Genomic DNA, 18,077 nt, shown 5'->3' on the forward strand with positions numbered 1-18,077 from the left:
CAGCTCCGTCGCTCCGACCGCCTATCCCATTTGACCGGCCAGCAGGGCCAGCGCGATCGCCAGTCCCACGTCCCGGTTGCTCCGGAACAGGCCGAGGCAGATCACCGGCCGGCCGATATCGAGGCGGTACACCTGCAGGCCGAGCATGAACGCCGGCAGCAGCAGGACCGCCAGGAACAGCCCGCCGAGCCCCGCGAGCCAGCCCGCCAGCACCAGGGCTGCCAGTGCCAGGCCATAGCAGGTGGCGATGAAGCGCCGCGGATACGCCGCAACCAGCCGGGAGGTGGATTTCACCCCCACCATGATGTCGTCCTCCATGTCCTGGAAGCCGTAGATCGTGTCGAAGCCGAGGTCCCACAGGATGGCGGCCGCATAGATCGCCAGCGTCGTGGCGTCGATCCGGCCCGTGGCGGCGACGTAGCCCATCGGTGCGCCGAACCCGAAGGTGAAGCCCATCACCAGCTGCGGCCACCAGGTGACGCGCTTGGCGAGCGGATACAGCCCGACCAGCACCAGCGAGACCACGCCCAGGATCCAGCACAGCCGGTTCAGCGACAGCAGCACTGCCAGCCCGGCGGCGAGCAGCACCACCAGGAAGATCGCCGCGTGGCGCATCCGCAGCGCGCCGGAGGCGAGCGGCCGACCGGCGGTGCGGGCAACCTGGCGATCGATGTCGCGATCCCACATGTCGTTGACGACGCAGCCGGCGGACCGCATCACCAGGCTGCCGACGGCGAACAGCAGGGCCAGCCGGAGGCGTTCGAGTGGCGCCACGGCGAACGGCAGCAGGATGCCCCACAGCCCGGGCAGGAACAGCAGCCAGATGCCGATCGGGCGGTCGAGGCGGGCGAGCAGCGCGTAGGGGCGCCAGGATGCCGGCAGGTGGCGGATCCAGCCGCCCGCAGCGATGTCGGTATGGACCATGGTCTCTGCTATGGCGCGGCCACAGCCGGGTCAACACAGGAGAAGCCGGACGGTGCAGGACCTGCCGAGACTCTACGCGGAGCCTGGGGACGAACCGGCGTTCGACGTCGGCGCGGTCGTGCCGATGGCGCCGGGCCAGGCGCATTATCTCGGGAACGTGCTGCGTCGCGCGGCGGGCGATACGGTCCATTTGTTCAACGCCGTCGACGGCGAGTGGCTGGCGCGGATCGAGGGCCTCCGCAAGGACCGCGGCCAGTTCGCCGTCGAGCGCCAGGTCAGGCCGGGGGCGCCGGAACCGGGTCCGATCCTGGTGTTCGCGCCGCTCAAGCGGGATGCCACCGACCTCGTGGTGCGGATGGCCACGGAACTCGGCGTGGCGGCGCTGGCGCCGGTGCTGACCGAACGCACCAACACCCCGCGGATCAACGTCGAGCGCTGGCGGGCGATCGCCATCGAGGCGGCCGAGCAGTGCGAGCGGCTCAGCGTGCCGGCGATCCATGAGCCGGTGCGGCTGTTCGATCTGCTGTCCGCGTGGGATCCGGCGCGGCCGATGCTGGCGGCGATCGAGCGGCCGGGCGCCTGGAAGACGGAGATGCCGGCGGGCGGTATCGCTGCCTGGCGCGCGCGCACCGATCCAGCGGTGCAGCCCGGGCTGCTGGTCGGGCCGGAAGGTGGGTTCGCACCGTCCGAGCTGGCGCTGCTGCGACGCTACCCGTGCGTGGTAGGGGTGTCGCTCGGGCGGCTGATCCTGCGGGCCGAGACCGCCTGCATGGCTGGGCTGGCGGCGCTGCTCGGCTGATCCAGGTTGCCGGCCGCCCGGCCTCGCCATAGACACACCACGAAACCGGGCGGCCGTTGCGAAGAACTGCCGACCCCCAAGGGATTGTCTGCGCCCCGATGTCGAATCCTGCTGACCAAGACGACACGCCCATCGCCTCGGTGGCGGCACTCGCCTCGCATCTGGCGGCCGGTTCCAAGCCCCGCGCGGACTGGCGGATCGGCACCGAGCACGAGAAGTTCGGCTTCCGGCTGCCCGGGGCTGCGACCGACGGCTCTGCGTCCCATGCGTCGCAAGCCTTTGCGCCGCCCCCCTATGAGCCCGGGGGGATCGCCGACCTCCTGGAGGCCTTCGCCGCGGACCCCCGGGCCTGGGAGCCGATCCTCGATAACGGGAACTTGATCGGGCTCAAGGGGCTGGGTGTGCACCGTGGCGGCTCGATCTCGCTGGAGCCGGCCGGTCAGTTCGAGCTCTCCGGCGCGCCGCTGGCCAGCCTGCATGATACCGAGGCCGAGCTCCGCGGCCACGCCGACGCGCTGCGCCCGCTGGCCCAGGCGCTGGGACTGGGGTTCGCCCCGCTCGGCTTCCACCCGACGGCCACCCGCGAGCAGATGCCGTTCATGCCCAAGAGCCGCTACGCCATCATGCGCCGCTACATGCCAATGGTGGGGACGCTCGGCCTCGACATGATGCTGCGCACCTGCACCGTGCAGGTGAACCTGGATTACGCGTCCGAGGCCGACATGGCGCGCAAGCTGCGCGTGGCGCTGGCCTTGCAGCCGGTGGCGACGGCGTTGTTCGCCAACTCGCCGTTCAAGGAGGGTCGGCCGAGCGGGCTGCTCTCGACCCGCGCGCAGGTCTGGACCGACACCGACAATGCCCGTAGCGGCATGCCGAGATTGTTCTTCGAGGAGGGGTTCGGCTTCGAGCGCTATGTCGAGTGGGTGCTCGACGTGCCGATGTACTTCGTCAACCGCGACGGCCGCATGATCGATGTCGCCGGCGGCTCGTTCCGCGCCTGGATGGCCGGACGGCAGCCCGGGCTCGAAGGCCTGGAGCCGACGCTGGGCGATTTCGACGACCACGTGACCACCGCGTTCACCGACGTCCGTATCAAGCGCTTCCTGGAGATGCGTGGCGCCGATGCCGGCAGCATCCCGATGATGGTCGCGCAGTCGGCGTTGTGGATCGGGCTGCTGTACGACGACGCGGCCCTCGCCGCCGCCGATGCGCTGGTGCGCGAGCAGCCGTGGGAGCGCTACATCGCCCTGCGTGCCGAGGTGCCGGCGCGTGGCCTCGACGCGTCCTGGCCGGCGGCCGCGGGGAGCCGCCCGGAAACCGGCACGGTTCGCGCCCTCGCCGCACGCATGGTGTCGATTGCGGGCGAGGGACTGGCCGCGCGCGGTATCCGGGGTGCGGACGGCGAGGACGAGCGACGTCACCTGGCACCGTTGCTTCCGATCGTGGAGGGCGCTCCCAACCAGGCCGAGATGTGGCTGCAGCGTTATCATGGCGAGTGGAAAGGCGACGTGACGCGGATCTTTCTCGAAGCCGCTATCTGATCGTTAATCTTCCATACTCCATGATCTCGCACTTGCGAGATACGTCCGGATCACGGATGAGCGTGATGGACAGATGGTGCAGGAACGGTGACGGGACGCGTGGTGATCGATGTCGCAGAGGAATTGACGGCCTCTTCGGGAACAGATGAAGACATCGCTGCCATGGCGGTCGTGAAGCTGCGCCTGCTCGAAACCTCCGATCTGCACATGTTCATCTACGATTACGACTACTATCAGGATCGCCAGGACAACACTGTCGGCCTGGCGAAACTGGCGATGCTGGTCCGCCAGGCGCGCGCCGCCGCACGCAACACGATGCTGTTCGATAACGGCGACATCATCCAGGGCAACCCGCTCGGCGATTACATGGCGCTGGCCGGACACCTGACGCATGACAGCGGCCATCCGATGCTGCGGGCGATGAACCTGCTCGGTTATGACGCTGCTACATTCGGCAACCATGAATTCAACTATGGCCTGGATTTTCTCGAGCTCGCGATCAAGTCCGCGCACTTCCCGTTCGTCTGCGCCAACATCGACAGGCTCGACGGGACGTCCTTCCTTCCGCGATCGGTCGTCCTGGAACGCGAGGTGACGGACGAGGCGGGACACACGCATTGCCTGCGCATCGGCGTGATCGGTTTCGTGACGCCGCAGATCATGATCTGGGACAAGGCTCGCCTCGAAGGTCACGTGACGACCGGCGACATCGTCGATGCGGCGCATCGTTTCGTACCGCAACTGCGCGCTCGCTGCGACCTGGTCGTTGCCCTGTGCCATTCGGGAATCTCCAGTGCAGCGCGACAAGGTGGCGAGGAGAACGCAAGCCTCTACCTCGCATCGGTTCCAGGGATCGACGTGATCTTCACCGGACACGCCCACCGCGTCTTTCCGGGCCCGGACTATGGGACCCATGACGGCATCGACACCGTGCGCGGCACGCTTGGTGGCATACCGGCGGTGATGCCCGGCTTCTGGGGCAGCCATCTGGGAGTGATCGACCTGGTGCTGGAGCGGCACTCCGCCGCTGATCAGCCGGGCCGGTGGGTCGTGCAGGATTTCCACGTCGAGGTCATGCCGATCTACGAGCGCCGTGGTCCGGAGGCGCATGCGCTCGTGCCGTGCGATCCGACGGTCCTGGCGGCGGCGGCCCCCGAACATCGCGCCACCCTGAGCTGGATGGAGCAGCCGGTCGGCAGCACGACGGTCCCGATCAATACCTTCTTCTCGCTGATCGGCAACGATCCGGCGCTGTCGCTGGTGAATGCGGCACAGCTCTGGTACGCGCGCCCGCTGCTGGCCGAAACATCCGATTGCGGGCTGCCGGTGCTGTCCGCGGCGTCCCCGTTCAAGGCGGGCGGCGCCGGCCCGAATTCCTTCGTCGACATCCCGGCGGGTCCCCTCGACATGAAGGACATCGCCAATCTCTACATGTATGCCAACACGGTGTGTGTCGTGAAGGTCAATGGCGACGAGTTGCGGGAATGGCTGGAGCGGTCCTGCACGATCTTCAACCGTATCGATCCGGCACTCAGCACGCCGCAGGAATTGTCGCCGCCACGCGCACCGAGCTACCTGTTCGACACGATCGCCGGACTGACCTACGAGATCGACCTGTCGCAGCCGGAGCGCTATGACGGCCAGGGCCAGGTGGTGCGACCGGATGCACGCCGGGTGACCGACCTGCGCCACGAGGGGCGTCCAATCACGGCACGCGACAGCTTCCTGGTGGTGACCAACAACTACCGTGCCGATGGCGGCGGATCGTTTCCGGGCACCGGCGACGCGCATCTGGTGCTGCAGGCGCCGGACCTGAACCGCGACGTGATCGTGCGCTACGTCATGCAGCACAGGCAGGTGTCCCCGGTCGCAGAGCCGATCTGGCGGTTCCGCTCGCTCGGCCGTCCGGTGCTGCTGGCGTTCAACGGCACCGCCGAAACGGCACAGCATCTCGCGGGTCAGCCGGGCGTATCACGGCTCGGCGACAGTGCCGGCGGCTTCACCCGGTACGGGCTGCAGCTCGGCTGAGCACAGGAGTCTGCCCGAATCTTCTCGGGACCGCCGCTTGGGCCAGCGTAGTCTCCGCCGAAGCACCGGGCTCTCCGGACGCCGTACTCGGAGATCTCATGAAGCGCCTCCTCCTGGCACTCGCTCTCATCGCTCTTTCGTTCAATGCAGAAGCGCAGCCGATCTTCAGCAAAGCGGGCGATACCTCCGCGCGTGATCTCAGCGTTCGCAGCATCAATGGCGCGGCGGCCGTAGGAGGCGTCGGCGGCACATCCCTGGCCACCATCGGGGCCCAGGCGGCGGCCGCTCTTCCGCTGTCGCAAATCGGGACCGCGGCACCGCTGCCCGCCCTCGCCACCGCCTCGCGAAGCCTGGCCAGCCGCTTTTCCGACAGCCTGAACGTGCGCGACTACGGGGCGAAATGCGACGGTGTCACCGACGATACGGCGGCATTCCAGGCGGCCATCTCGGTGGCGACCGGCAAGCTTCCCTCGGGCGCCGTGACGTCGCAGTTCAGCGGTGTCGTCGGCGTCGGCCCAAACCATAATGGCGGCTCGAAAATAATCGTTCCCGCCGGCGCCTGCATCCTGAGTTCCACGCTGGTTGCGACCATGCTGCCGAACGCCGGCTTCTCGATGGTCGGGGATGGCACCTCGAACACGGAGCTGATCTGGACGATGTCGGGCGACGGCCTGGACGTCAATTTCTCGCCCAACCCGGTGGTCGCGGGTGGCAACGTCGGCGGCAACGACATCTCCCATAGCGGGACCTATCTGGGCCAGGCTGTCTTCATCAAGGGCATCAAGTTCGCCACGGCGTTCAACGGCATCACCAACCCCGGTGTCGGGCTGAACATCAAGGCCATCCCGCTGGTCAACTCGAACTTCGCACCGACCCAGGTGATCGAGGATGTCGTCTTCACCAACCGGGGCGGCTGGCCGGCTGCCCAGCAGGCGTGGGCGGTCGGACTGCGCTTCACGGATCCGGACAACCTGTTCATGAACCGGATCGAGGTGATCGATCCGCGCCAGATCCGCACGGTCGCCTTCCAGATGACCACCGACACGCCCCCGGGCGGCACCGGCCATGGCGAGATCGTCTGCCAGGATTGCGGCACCATCGGCGCCGCGCAGTTCTTCGACATCAGCGGCATCGGGATCCAGGGCGTCTTCCTCGAGCGGCCGTACTGGATCACCTCGCTCACCGGCATCACCTGGCTCGAGTCAGCCGGATCATCGAGCGGCTCGCTATCGATCCATGCTGCATCCGGCGGTGCCGGTGTCGCGAGCATCCACGTGCAGAATATCGGCACGGTGTTCTCGTCGGGCGGCTTCTACTACACGCCGGCGCTGTCGCTCGGACATGACTGGCACGCGGTCTGGCTGGATAACGTGGATTGGACGAGCGAGACCGGCGACACCATCGTGGCACCCGCGCCCGGCACGCAAGGTAGTGGCTTCCACTCCTATGGCGTCACTCTCAACCAGGGCGTGAATGGCCCCACGGTTTATGATCCGCAGCCGAGCATGGTCAGCAACGTCACCGTTTCCGGCAGCGACTACAGCTTCTCGGCGCAGGGCCCGAACGTCGTCGTGCAGGGCGGCATCTGCTATCCCGGCAATAACGCCGCCACACCCACCTTCACCAATACCTGCTTTCGCAACACCTACACGGGCGCTGATTTTCGATTCAATCCGCAATTTCTGAACATGACGACGAACGACGAGATGCTCTACGCGGAGGCCGGACAGGACACCGTCATTCATGGGTCGCTGTCGCAATTTTTCGGCGCGGGCTTCGAACTGGGCATGCCCGGCGTGACCATTCCCGGTGTCGGCACCGGCACCATCGGCACGCTCGACTGGCACAGCACGGTCTCCTCGAACGGCACGCTGAGCGGCCTGAACGACTTTGACTGCCGCACCTATTCGAGTGGCGGCACAGCGGGCTCGTCGGGGCAGGGCACCTTGAACGTGCTGTGCAGGGGCGGTCTCATGACGACCGGCGGGATCGTCGACGGATCCATCGCTCCGGTCGCGGCGGCCAGCGCCGGCACGGTCACCGCGGTCGACTACACCGGCGGATCGATCCTGGTATGCAGCGGAACACTCGCCTCCCTCGCGGTGGTCATGCCGGCCAATCCTCGTCCGAAGCAGACCTACCACCTCGCCTCCGAATGCGCCGTGACCAGCCTGGCCATCACCGGCGGCACGTCGACCGCCGGAATCACGGCGACGGTGCTGGGAGCACCCTCGGCCATCACCGCCAGCACCCCGGTCACCTTCGTCTACGACAACGACCGCGCCATCTGGACTCGCTGGTAGCGGCCTCCAGCAGGCGGCCGGCCGCGTTCCCGGGCCGGCCGTCATTTAGAAGACCCCTCCCACACCCGGCGACGGAACCCCGAAACCAGTGCGGTCTGGCGCCAATGCTGACCGCTGCGGCAAATTCGCGAATGATCACAATAACGACATTTTAACGTTTATAGGTTGCTCCTACCCCCTCCGGACGGTATCGATGCCGAACCGACCTGATCGTTAGTCTTTCGTTAATCGAAGGTCTGTAGGGGATCACCGATGACCAACACCACGACCACCTCACCGGCCGCCGGCATCTCGACGATCTTTGTCGGCGGGTCCCTGGACCTGGACGCACTGAGCAATCCTGCCATCTCGACCCCACTCCTGGCGGACGGAGATGTCAGCTTCTACGGCCACATGAACGGCCTCGTGACGACCTATGACGCGGGCACCGAACAGTCCCTGATCAAGACCTGGACCGGTACCGGAGCCGGCGTCACCGAGCTCGGCATGGGCACCGAGATGGCGATCATGAACGTCACGATCGCCAATACGAGCAAGACGGCGATCGAGGTCCCGGTCGGGACGATCGTCTCGTCGGCCGGTGGCGTTCAGTATGCGATCACCCAGACCGACGATGGCGGCAATGGCTGGTCCGCCGGCGGGGCGGGCGACGGCAGCAACGGCTACTTCACGATCCAGCCGGGCGCCTCGCTCACCCTGATGGCGCAGGCGGTGCAGAACGGCGTCTCCGGCAACCTGCTCGACAACCAGGTCACCCAGATCGGCGTGGCCGGTGCCAGCATCACCGGATCCACCCTGGAGAGCAGCGTCGCCCAGTGGGGCTCGGGGACGGTGACCCTGACCAACACCTCCGCCTTCGCGCAGGTGGTCTATGAGGGCACCGTCGTTTCGGGCAGCGGCGGCGGCTATGTCGTCGGCATCAACCCCAACGTCGCAGGCTTCGTCGCCACCGACGCCGACAAGAGCAGCGGCTACTACGTGATCCAGCCGGGCGGCACCATCACGGTGCCGATCGGCTCCGACACCAATGCCAACGCCGCGACGCAGGGCGGGATCGTCGCCCAGGAGCTGGCCGAGGATGCCGCCGCCAACTCCATCACCAGCGGCCAGCTCGCGGCCGGTATCAAGATCGTCAGCTCGAGCGCCATCGTGGCAACCGGTTACGTGCAGCCGACCGACGTCGGCACCCTCGGCGTCTATGGTCAGAACACCGGCTTCTTCAGCGACGCCACCTACGCCGTGTTCACCACCGACCAGGGCTACGTGCCGACCGAAGCCGATGTCGATACCGCGAACAACTACATCTGGACCGCGCAGGACCTCACCAACTGGGAGGGCTACGTCAATTCCGCGCGCGCCGCCGGGATCCTCAATCTCGCGCCGATGATGTCCGAGTACGAGGCCGTCAATTTCGCCACGTCCGAGGCCACCCAGTATATCCGCGCGGCAGCGCTCTATAGCGGCGGCATCGCATACGACCTGCCGCCCTCGTTCGTGTTCGACCGCGAGCCGGCCTTCCTGCAGAGCGTCGAGGAAGAGATCCAGTGGGCGAACCAGAACGGCCTGCGCAGCTCGATCACGCTGTCGCCGGCGGATGGCAATGACACCCAGTTCCTGGTGCAGACGCAGCAGCTGATCGCCGACCTGCAGGCCGCGAACGCGATGCCGAGCCAGATCGTGGTCAAGAACAATGGCGGCGCCGCCGGCACCAGCACGGTGATGTATTCCACCACCAGCACCGACTCGCTGAACGGTGTCGCCAACTGGCTGTCGGGCCTGACCCTGACGCCGACGAACTCGGAGTCCGGCCTCGAGACCCGCGGTGTCATCACCCGGCCGGATGACGTCATGACCGGTGTGCAGAGCACCGAGACGATCACCGGCGCCGGCGCCGCGCTGCCCTACTCCATCGCGCAGATCTTTGCCGAAAACCCCAACACCTCCGCCACCGTGACCGTCACGATCGGCAACGCAGCGCTCGGCAGCTTCACCTCGGCGACCGGCGGCACGATCTCGCAGAACGGGTCGGTCTATAGCGTCACCGGAAACATGGCGCAGATCACCGCAGCCCTCGAGGCGCTCGGCTTCACCGCCAAGGCCGGAGCCCTCGGCAGCACCACGTTCTCCATCGCCATCACCGACGCCGCCGGCACGATCAACGGATCGACCGCGGTCACCATCGACAACACATTGTCACTGTCCGGCATCACGTCGGCGCTCTCCGCCAGCACCGCCGTCATCACCGAGCCGTCGGCGGTCATCTCTGCCGGTGTGCAGACCGCGCCGCTGACCGAGACCATCACGCTTTCGAACACCGCGCTCGGCTCGTTCTGGAACACCGCCGGCGCCACGGTTTCGGCCGATGGCAGCACCGTCACCCTCACCGGCTCCGCCGCCACCCTGCAGGCATTCCTGCATCAGCTGGTGTTCATGCCGTCGCCCGGCGTGTCCGGCACCGAGACCCAGACCGTCACGATCACCGACGGAACCGACACGGTCAGCGGCAGCACGACCATCGCGGTCGCCTCGGCAACAGGTGTGGCGGCCGACAACGTCCCGGTCGGCTACGTCTCTGCGGCTCTGACGCTGGACGCGCCGTACCAGAACATCCTGCTGGCGGATGCGGGCAGCCCGAACACGATCCTGACGGCGACGGTGACCCTGCCGAGCGGCATTGCGCACCTGGTGGATAGCGTCGGCACGGTGTCGGCGAACGGGCTGAGCTACAGCTACAGCGGCACCGCAGCCCAGCTGCAGACGGCGCTGCGTGACCTGCAGGTGCTGGTTCCGGCAGCGGCCGGCAGTGCCACCGAGGCGCTGACGCTGACCCTGTCCGGGTCCGGCATCGCGACCGAGAGCGCGACGACGATGCTCAAGGTGGTCTCGACCGACACGGTGTATGTCGGCGCCACGGACAGCAACCAGTCCACCTACGCCAACCCGACGATCGCGACGCCGCTGCTGGCGACCGGCGAGGTCGGGCTGTATCAGGACTATAGCGGCATGACCGGTGCGACCGACACCGGCAGCACAGCCGCCCTGGCCTCGACCTGGAGCGGTGCCTCGGCCGGCGTGTTCGGCTACGGTGCGGGCGCCGACCTGACGCTCGAGAGCATCACCATCCACAACAGCGGCACCGGTGCGATCACCATCCCGGTGGGCACGCTGGCCTCGACCGCCGGCGGCGTGCAGTTCCAGGTGGTGCAGTATAGCGGCACCAACGCGAACTGGTCGGCCGGCTCCGGCGACGGCTCGGTCGGCGTCTATACGATCGCAGCCGGTGGCTCGATCACCGTGCCGGTCGAGGCGCTGTCGCAGGGTTATGTCGGCAACGTGGCGAACAACCAGATCACCACTCTGGGCGGCAACATCGCCGGTGCCTCGATCACCAGCTCGACCGCGCTGTCGCTGACCGCGGAAGTGGCCGGCGGCACCATCACCCTGACCAACACGACGTCGAGCTACCAGATCGTCACCGAGGGGATGGTCGTCACCAACGCCAGCGGCTCGTATCAGATCGGCAACAGCCCGAGCTCGGCCTATTACATCTCGCAGACCTCGGACCACAGCGCCGGCTACTACTACCTGGCGCCGGGTGCGAGCACGACGGTGCCGATCTACTCGGCCAACGGGCTCAACTACGCGACCGATGGCGGCGTGATCGCCCAGATCCAGGCGCAGACGACGACGGCCATCAACTCGATCACCGGCTCCGGTAACCTGCCGACCGGGGTGGTGATTGCCGGCTCGAGCGCCATCAGCCTGACCGGCCCGAGCACGGCGGCACAGGCAGTGACCTGGGGCAACGAGGGTCCCGGCACCGGCGTGCTGACCCAGCTCGGCTACGGCACCTTCGTGACGGCGCAGGGTTTCGCACCGTCCGAGACCGACACCAATTACGGCGTCAGCACGCTGTTCACCAGCAGCGACCTGGCATCGTGGGACGCCTATGTCGACACGATGCGCAGCCTCGGCACGATGAATGTCGGGATCACGGTCACCACCAACACCGCGGTGCTGGACATCTCGAGCTCGACGGCGATGGCCGAGCTGCGCCAGGCGGCATTGTATGGCGGCGGCATCGATTTCGACCTGCCGGCGACGTATCTGCTGTCGCTCGGGACGAGCGCGCTGACCGCGATGGTCAACGACATCAAGTGGGCGGACGCGAACGGCATCCGCTCGACACTGACGCTGCGCGACCTGAATGGCGGCCTGGTCGATGCCAACTTCATGCAGGACACGCAGTCGCTGCTGTCGAAGCTGCAGGCGGCCGGCGCGCTGCCGAGCCAGGTGACCGTGCTGGGCGCCTCCAGCACCGCGGCGCCGACCAACTCCGAGCTGCCGAACATGGTGGCGCAGTATGTGGCGGGGCTGAACCTGCTGCCGACGACGTCTGAGTCCGGCCTGTCGACGACCGGCAGCACGACGGTGCGCTCGATCATGACCGGTGTGCAGCAGACCGAGACCGTCACCGGCAGCGCGGCGATCTCGCCCTATGCCGGGGTCCAGGTGTTCGGCGAGACCGGCACCGACCAGATGACCGCGACCGTGGCGCTGAACAGCACCAGCCTGGGCATGCTCTCCACCACCGGCATCGGCACCGTCTCGGCCGACGGCTCCACCATCACCATCAGCGGCACGCCCGCCTCGATCGACGCGGCGCTGCAAGCCATCCACTACACGCCGACTTCCGGCGCCAACGGCAACGCCGTCCTCGACATCAGCATCACCGACAGCAACGGCACCATCCAGGGAACCACCAGCCTCACGGTGCTGCCGACCCTGACCGCGACCGGCTTCCCGGGCACCCTCTTGGTGAATGGCTCGGTCTCGCCCGGCCCGACCATGGTGCTCACCGCACCATCAGCCTCGGAAATCATCACCGCCACGATCAAGCTGTCCGGCACCGCCTATGGCACGTTCTGGAACGTCGCCGGCGCCACGGTCTCGGCCAACGGCAGCACCGTGACGATGAGCGGCAACGAGGCGACGCTGCAGGCCTGGCTGCGCCAGCTCGTCTTCGTGCCCACGCTGCTCGGCAACGGCACGGAACTGGCATCCACGGTGATCACCGACGGCACCCAGAGCATCATTGCCAGCATGTCGATGCAGGTCGGGACGGTCAGCGGACTGGCAGTGTCCGATCTCGCATCAAGCTACGTCTCTGCGGCTCTGACGCTGGACGCGCCGTACCAGAACATCCTGCTGGCGGATGCGGGCAGCCCGAACACGATCCTGACGGCGACGGTGACCCTGCCGAGCGGCATTGCGCATCTGGTGGACAGCGTCGGCACGGTGTCGGCGAACGGGCTGAGCTACAGCTACAGCGGCACGGCGGCCCAGCTGCAGACGGCGCTGCGTGACCTGCAGGTGCTGGTTCCGGCAGCGGCCGGCAGTGCCACCGAGGCGCTGACGCTGACCCTGTCCGGGTCCGGCATCGCGACCGAGAGCGCGACGACGATGCTCAAGGTGGTCTCGACCGACACGGTGTATGTCGGCGCCACGGACAGCAACCAGTCCACCTACGCCAACCCGACGATCGCGACGCCGCTGCTGGCGACCGGCGAGGTCGGGCTGTATCAGGACTATAGCGGCATGACCGGTGCGACCGGCACCGGCAGCACAGCCGCCCTGGCCTCGACCTGGAGCGGTGCCTCGGCCGGCGTGTTCGGCTACGGTGCGGGCGCCGACCTGACGCTCGAGAGCATCACCATCCACAACAGCGGCACCGGTGCGATCACCATCCCGGTGGGCACGCTGGCCTCGACCGCCGGCGGCGTGCAGTTCCAGGTGGTGCAGTATAGCGGCACCAACGCGAACTGGTCGGCCGGCTCCGGCGACGGCTCGGTCGGCGTCTATACGATCGCAGCCGGTGGCTCGATCACCGTGCCGGTCGAGGCGCTGTCGCAGGGTTATGTCGGCAACGTGGCGAACAACCAGATCACCACTCTGGGCGGCAACATCGCCGGTGCCTCGATCACCAGCTCGACCGCGCTGTCGCTGACCGCGGAAGTGGCCGGCGGCACCATCACCCTGACCAACACGACGTCGAGCTACCAGATCGTCACCGAGGGGATGGTCGTCACCAACGCCAGCGGCTCGTATCAGATCGGCAACAGCCCGAGCTCGGCCTATTACATCTCGCAGACCTCGGACCACAGCGCCGGCTACTACTACCTGGCGCCGGGTGCGAGCACGACGGTGCCGATCTACTCGGCCAACGGGCTCAACTACGCGACCGATGGCGGCGTGATCGCCCAGATCCAGGCGCAGACGACGACGGCCATCAACTCGATCACCGGCTCCGGCAACCTGCCGACCGGGGTGGTGATTGCCGGCTCGAGCGCCATCAGCCTGACCGGCCCGAGCACGGCGGCACAGGCAGTGACCTGGGGCAACGAGGGTCCCGGCACCGGCGTGCTGACCCAGCTCGGCTACGGCACCTTCGTGACGGCGCAGGGTTTCGCACCGTCCGAGACCGACACCAATTACGGCGTCAGCACGCTGTTCACCAGCAGCGACCTGGCATCGTGGGACGCCTATGTCGACACGATGCGCAGCCTCGGCACGATGAATGTCGGGATCACGGTCACCACCAACACCGCGGTGCTGGACATCTCGAGCTCGACGGCGATGGCCGAGCTGCGCCAGGCGGCACTGTATGGCGGCGGCATCGATTTCGACCTGCCGGCGACGTATCTGCTGTCGCTCGGGACGAGCGCGCTGACCGCGATGGTCAACGACATCAAGTGGGCGGACGCGAACGGCATCCGCTCGACACTGACGCTGCGCGACCTGAACGGCGGCCTGGTCGATGCCAACTTCATGCAGGACACGCAGTCGCTGCTGTCGAAGCTGCAGGCGGCCGGCGCGCTGCCGAGCCAGGTGACCGTGCTGGGCGCCTCCAGCACCGCGGCGCCGACCAACTCCGAGCTGCCGAACATGGTGGCGCAGTATGTGGCGGGGCTGAACCTGCTGCCGACGACGTCTGAGTCCGGCCTGTCGACGACCGGCAGCACGACGGTGCGCTCGATCATGACCGGTGTGCAGCAGACCGAGACCGTCACCGGCAGCGCGGCGATCTCGCCCTATGCCGGGGTCCAGGTGTTCGGCGAGACCGGCACCGACCAGATGACCGCGACCGTGGCGCTGAACAGCACCAGCCTGGGCATGCTCTCCACCACCGGCATCGGCACCGTCTCGGCCGACGGCTCCACCATCACCATCAGCGGCACGCCCGCTTCGATCGATGCGGCGCTGCAGGCCATCCACTACACGCCGACTGCCGGCGCCAGCGGCAAGGCTGTCCTCGACATCAGCATCACCGACAGCAACGGCACCATCCAGGGAACCACCAGCCTGTCCGTCAGCTCCCCGGTGGTTGTTCCGCCGGTGCCGCTCATGGTGTCCGGCTTCCCGTACAGCCTGGTCGTGAACGGCACGGTGTACGATCCGAACATCGTCGTCACCGCACCCTCGAGCTCCGACATCATCACCGCCACGCTCAAGCTGTCGAGCACCGCCCTCGGCTCGTTTGCGAACATCGGCGCGGCAACCCTGTCCGGCAACGGCAGCACCCTCACGATGAGCGGCAACGAGGCAAAACTGCAGGCCTGGCTGGACCAGCTTGTGGTCGTGCCCGCCTCGGGCAGCAACGGGACCGAGACCCTCTCGGGGACGTTCGTCGATGGCAATCAAGTCATCGCCGGCGCCATCGTGATGCAGGTCCAGACACCAAGCGCACCCGCCACTCCGGCGGCTCCCCCGCCAGTGCCGCTCATGGCGTCCGGCTTCCCGTACAGCCTGGTCGTGAACGGCACGGTGTACGACCCGAACATCGTCGTTACCGCGCCCTCGACCACGGACATCGTCACCGCCACGCTCTCGCTGTCCAACACCGCGCTCGGCTCGTTTGCGAACATCGGCGCGGCAACCCTGTCCGGCAACGGCAGCACCCTGACGATGAGCGGCAACGAGGCGACGCTGCAGGCCTGGCTGGACCAACTGCTGGTCGTGCCCGCCTCGGCCAGCAACGGCACCGAGACTCTCTACGGGGTGTTGACCGATGGCACCCAGACCATTGCGGGCGCAATCGTGATGCAGGTCGAGACCGGTGGCGCCGGCGCTGCGGCGGCAGGCCTTGCGGCCGGAACTCCGGTCGCCGGAACGGCCGTGCCCGTGGCCGTGTCCGCCCTCAGCACTGCCTGGACCACCATAGCGGTCACCCCGCTGGCCTCCGACCACGACACGCTGAAAGCCACCGCCGGCGGGACCGTCAACAACGGCACGTTCACCATCGGGGGGTCGGCTGCCGCCGACCAGCAGATCCTGGACGGCCTGATGGTCACGCCGGGCACCGGGCTCACCGCGCCCAACCTGCAGATTTCGACGTCCGGCGCAGGGATCAGTCTCGTCGACAGCAACACGGGCCGCGACACCATCATCTCCGGGGGTGGCGACGCCATCCAGACCGGGAGCGGCACGACGACGGTCGATGCAGGACTGAACGACACGATTTCGGCCGGGTCCGGTTCGGTGTTCGCCAGCGGGTCGCAGTATTTCAGCTTCATCGGCGGATCGAGCGCTGGCGACACGGTGACCGGCGGCGCCGGTGGCGGCTCGTTCCACGCGGGGTCGGGTGGGCACTCGCTGCTCACCGCCGGATCCGGCACGACCTATCTCTATGCCGGTGGCGCCAACGACACGCTGGTGGGCGGTGCGTCGAGCACCCTCTATGGCGATAACAGCGGCACCGTCATGGATGCGGGCGAGGGCAATAGCGTCCGCGGCGGCGCGGGGTCGGTCATCACGGGACCGTCCGTCGGCGGCGCTACCATCGATGCCCGGGTTGGAAACGAGACCGTTCTCGGCGGCGCCGGCTCGACGACCGTAACCGGCGGCACCGGCACCCTGGCAGTCAAACTCTCGGCCGGAAGTGCTGCGATCACCGCGGGATCCGGGGCAATGACCGTGCAATTCGGTTCCGGAAGCGCAACCGTCAACGGCGGGTCAGGAAGCGGCACGGTCACCGGCGGGTCCGGAAGCGCCACCATCATCGAGGGCACGGGCAAGGAGGTCTATGCGCTGGTGAACGGGGTCTCGACGAGCAAGCAGCTGGTTGCAAGCGGTTTCGTTTCGAGCAAGGACATGATCACGCTCAGTGGCTACGGCGCCACCGAGGCCCAAAGCCTCATTCAGAACCAGACCCAGATGGCCGGCGGCGCGGGTACCGTGCTGACGTTGTCGAGTGGGGCCACCCTGACGCTGCTCGGCCTCTCCCATATCAGCGCCTCCAACATCACCACCGTCTGAAAACAAGGCAGCGATGGACGACGGATACACAATATGAAACAAACTCGGCCCACGTGTTCAGCTAGGTCATGAGCGCGTGCGGTCGAGTGTTCATCGTTTCACTTCGAGAGGACGGGTTTCCCCTTGAGACTTCTGGTGACCGGTGGCGCCGGCTATGTCGGCAGCAATGTCGTTTGGGCGCTCCATGATCGAGGCGATGACGTCGTCGTTTATGACAACCTGCGGCAGGGACATCGAGAGGCGCTGCCACCGGATGTCCGCCTGATCGAAGCAGAGCTGGGCGACGACGCCGCTCTGGACGCAGCCCTGGGTGACGGGCATTGGGACGGTGTCCTGCATTTCGCGGCCCTCTCCCTTGTCGGCGAGAGCATGCAGCGGCCGTTCCACTACCTGACGGAGAATGCCGGGCTCGGGATCAGGCTGATCGACAGCTGCGTCCGGCACGGAGTCGGCCGCTTCATCCTGTCCTCGACGGCGGCACTGTTCGGCAACGCCGAGAACACGCCGATCACCGAGAAGACCCGGATCGACCCGGGATCGCCCTATGGCGAGAGCAAGCTGATGATCGAGCGCGCGCTCCACTGGGCGGATCGCATTCACGGCCTGCGATACGCCTGCCTGCGCTATTTCAACGCAGCCGGCGCGGATCCTGAGGGACGTTCGGGCGAGGATCATCGGCCGGAGACACATCTCATCCCCCTGGTAATCGACGCGGCACTCGGCCTGCGTCCGGAAATCGTCGTATTCGGAGACGATTACCCGACCCCTGACGGCACCTGCATCCGCGACTACGTGCACGTCTCCGACCTGGCGCAGGCTCATCTTGCCGCCCTGGCCCGGATCGAGGCCGGCAGCGTCACCTACAACCTGGGAAGCGGCAGCGGCCACTCGGTGCTCGAGGTCATCCGCAGCGTGGAACGGGTGAGTGGCCGGCAGGTGCCGATGCGGATCGTGGAACGCCGGGCGGGTGACCCGGCTGTACTTGTTGCAAGCTCGAGCCTGATCCGTGAGGAGACCGGGTGGACACCCCGGTTCGGCCAGCTGGACGATATCGTCGCAACGGCCCTGGCCTGGCGTAAATCTCATCCCAACGGCTACGGGAACGCCGGCTGACGCTTTGTCTCAAACAAGAGACCGGTCGACCTTGTCCCAGCCGATCTTCGGGAG

General features: G+C 67.2%; 7 protein-coding genes. 6 read left to right on the top strand and 1 reads right to left on the bottom strand.

Annotation, left to right across the window (positions count from 1 at the left end; translation table 11 throughout):
* Positions 1-21: 21 nt before the first annotated feature.
* A complete protein-coding gene (gene ubiA, locus ACOEQ2_RS10575) occupies positions 22-936 on the bottom strand; it encodes a 4-hydroxybenzoate octaprenyltransferase (RefSeq protein WP_419731196.1) in 915 nt (304 codons plus the stop codon).
* A gap of 40 nt (positions 937-976) precedes the next feature.
* Here ubiA and ACOEQ2_RS10580 point away from each other — a divergent pair, with 40 nt between their 5' ends.
* From ACOEQ2_RS10580 to galE, 6 genes are all read left to right on the top strand, one after another.
* Entirely contained in the window at positions 977-1,723 is a 747-nt protein-coding gene (locus ACOEQ2_RS10580; RefSeq protein WP_419727944.1) for a 16S rRNA (uracil(1498)-N(3))-methyltransferase, read from the top strand.
* A gap of 98 nt (positions 1,724-1,821) precedes the next feature.
* Positions 1,822-3,264 (top strand): glutamate--cysteine ligase, encoded by a 1,443-nt coding sequence (locus ACOEQ2_RS10585; RefSeq protein ID WP_419727945.1) that lies wholly within the window; start codon positions 1,822-1,824, stop codon positions 3,262-3,264.
* A 162-nt stretch (positions 3,265-3,426) separates the two neighbouring features.
* Positions 3,427-5,292, top strand: a complete 1,866-nt coding sequence (locus ACOEQ2_RS10590; RefSeq protein ID WP_419727946.1) for a bifunctional 2',3'-cyclic-nucleotide 2'-phosphodiesterase/3'-nucleotidase — start codon at positions 3,427-3,429, stop codon at positions 5,290-5,292.
* 98 nt (positions 5,293-5,390) lie between these two features.
* Positions 5,391-7,595, top strand: coding sequence for a glycosyl hydrolase family 28-related protein (locus ACOEQ2_RS10595; RefSeq protein WP_419727947.1), 2,205 nt, complete (start codon positions 5,391-5,393; stop codon positions 7,593-7,595).
* Between the two features lie 252 nt (positions 7,596-7,847).
* A complete protein-coding gene (locus tag ACOEQ2_RS10600; RefSeq protein ID WP_419727948.1) occupies positions 7,848-16,910 on the top strand; it encodes a baseplate J/gp47 family protein in 9,063 nt (3,020 codons plus the stop codon).
* Positions 16,911-17,033: 123 nt separating this feature from the next.
* A complete protein-coding gene (gene galE / locus ACOEQ2_RS10605) occupies positions 17,034-18,023 on the top strand; it encodes a UDP-glucose 4-epimerase GalE (RefSeq protein ID WP_419727949.1) in 990 nt (329 codons plus the stop codon).
* Positions 18,024-18,077 lie beyond the last annotated feature (54 nt).

The sequence above is a fragment of the Lichenicola sp. genome, assembly GCF_965198575.1.
GTDB lineage: Bacteria > Pseudomonadota > Alphaproteobacteria > Acetobacterales > Acetobacteraceae > Lichenicola.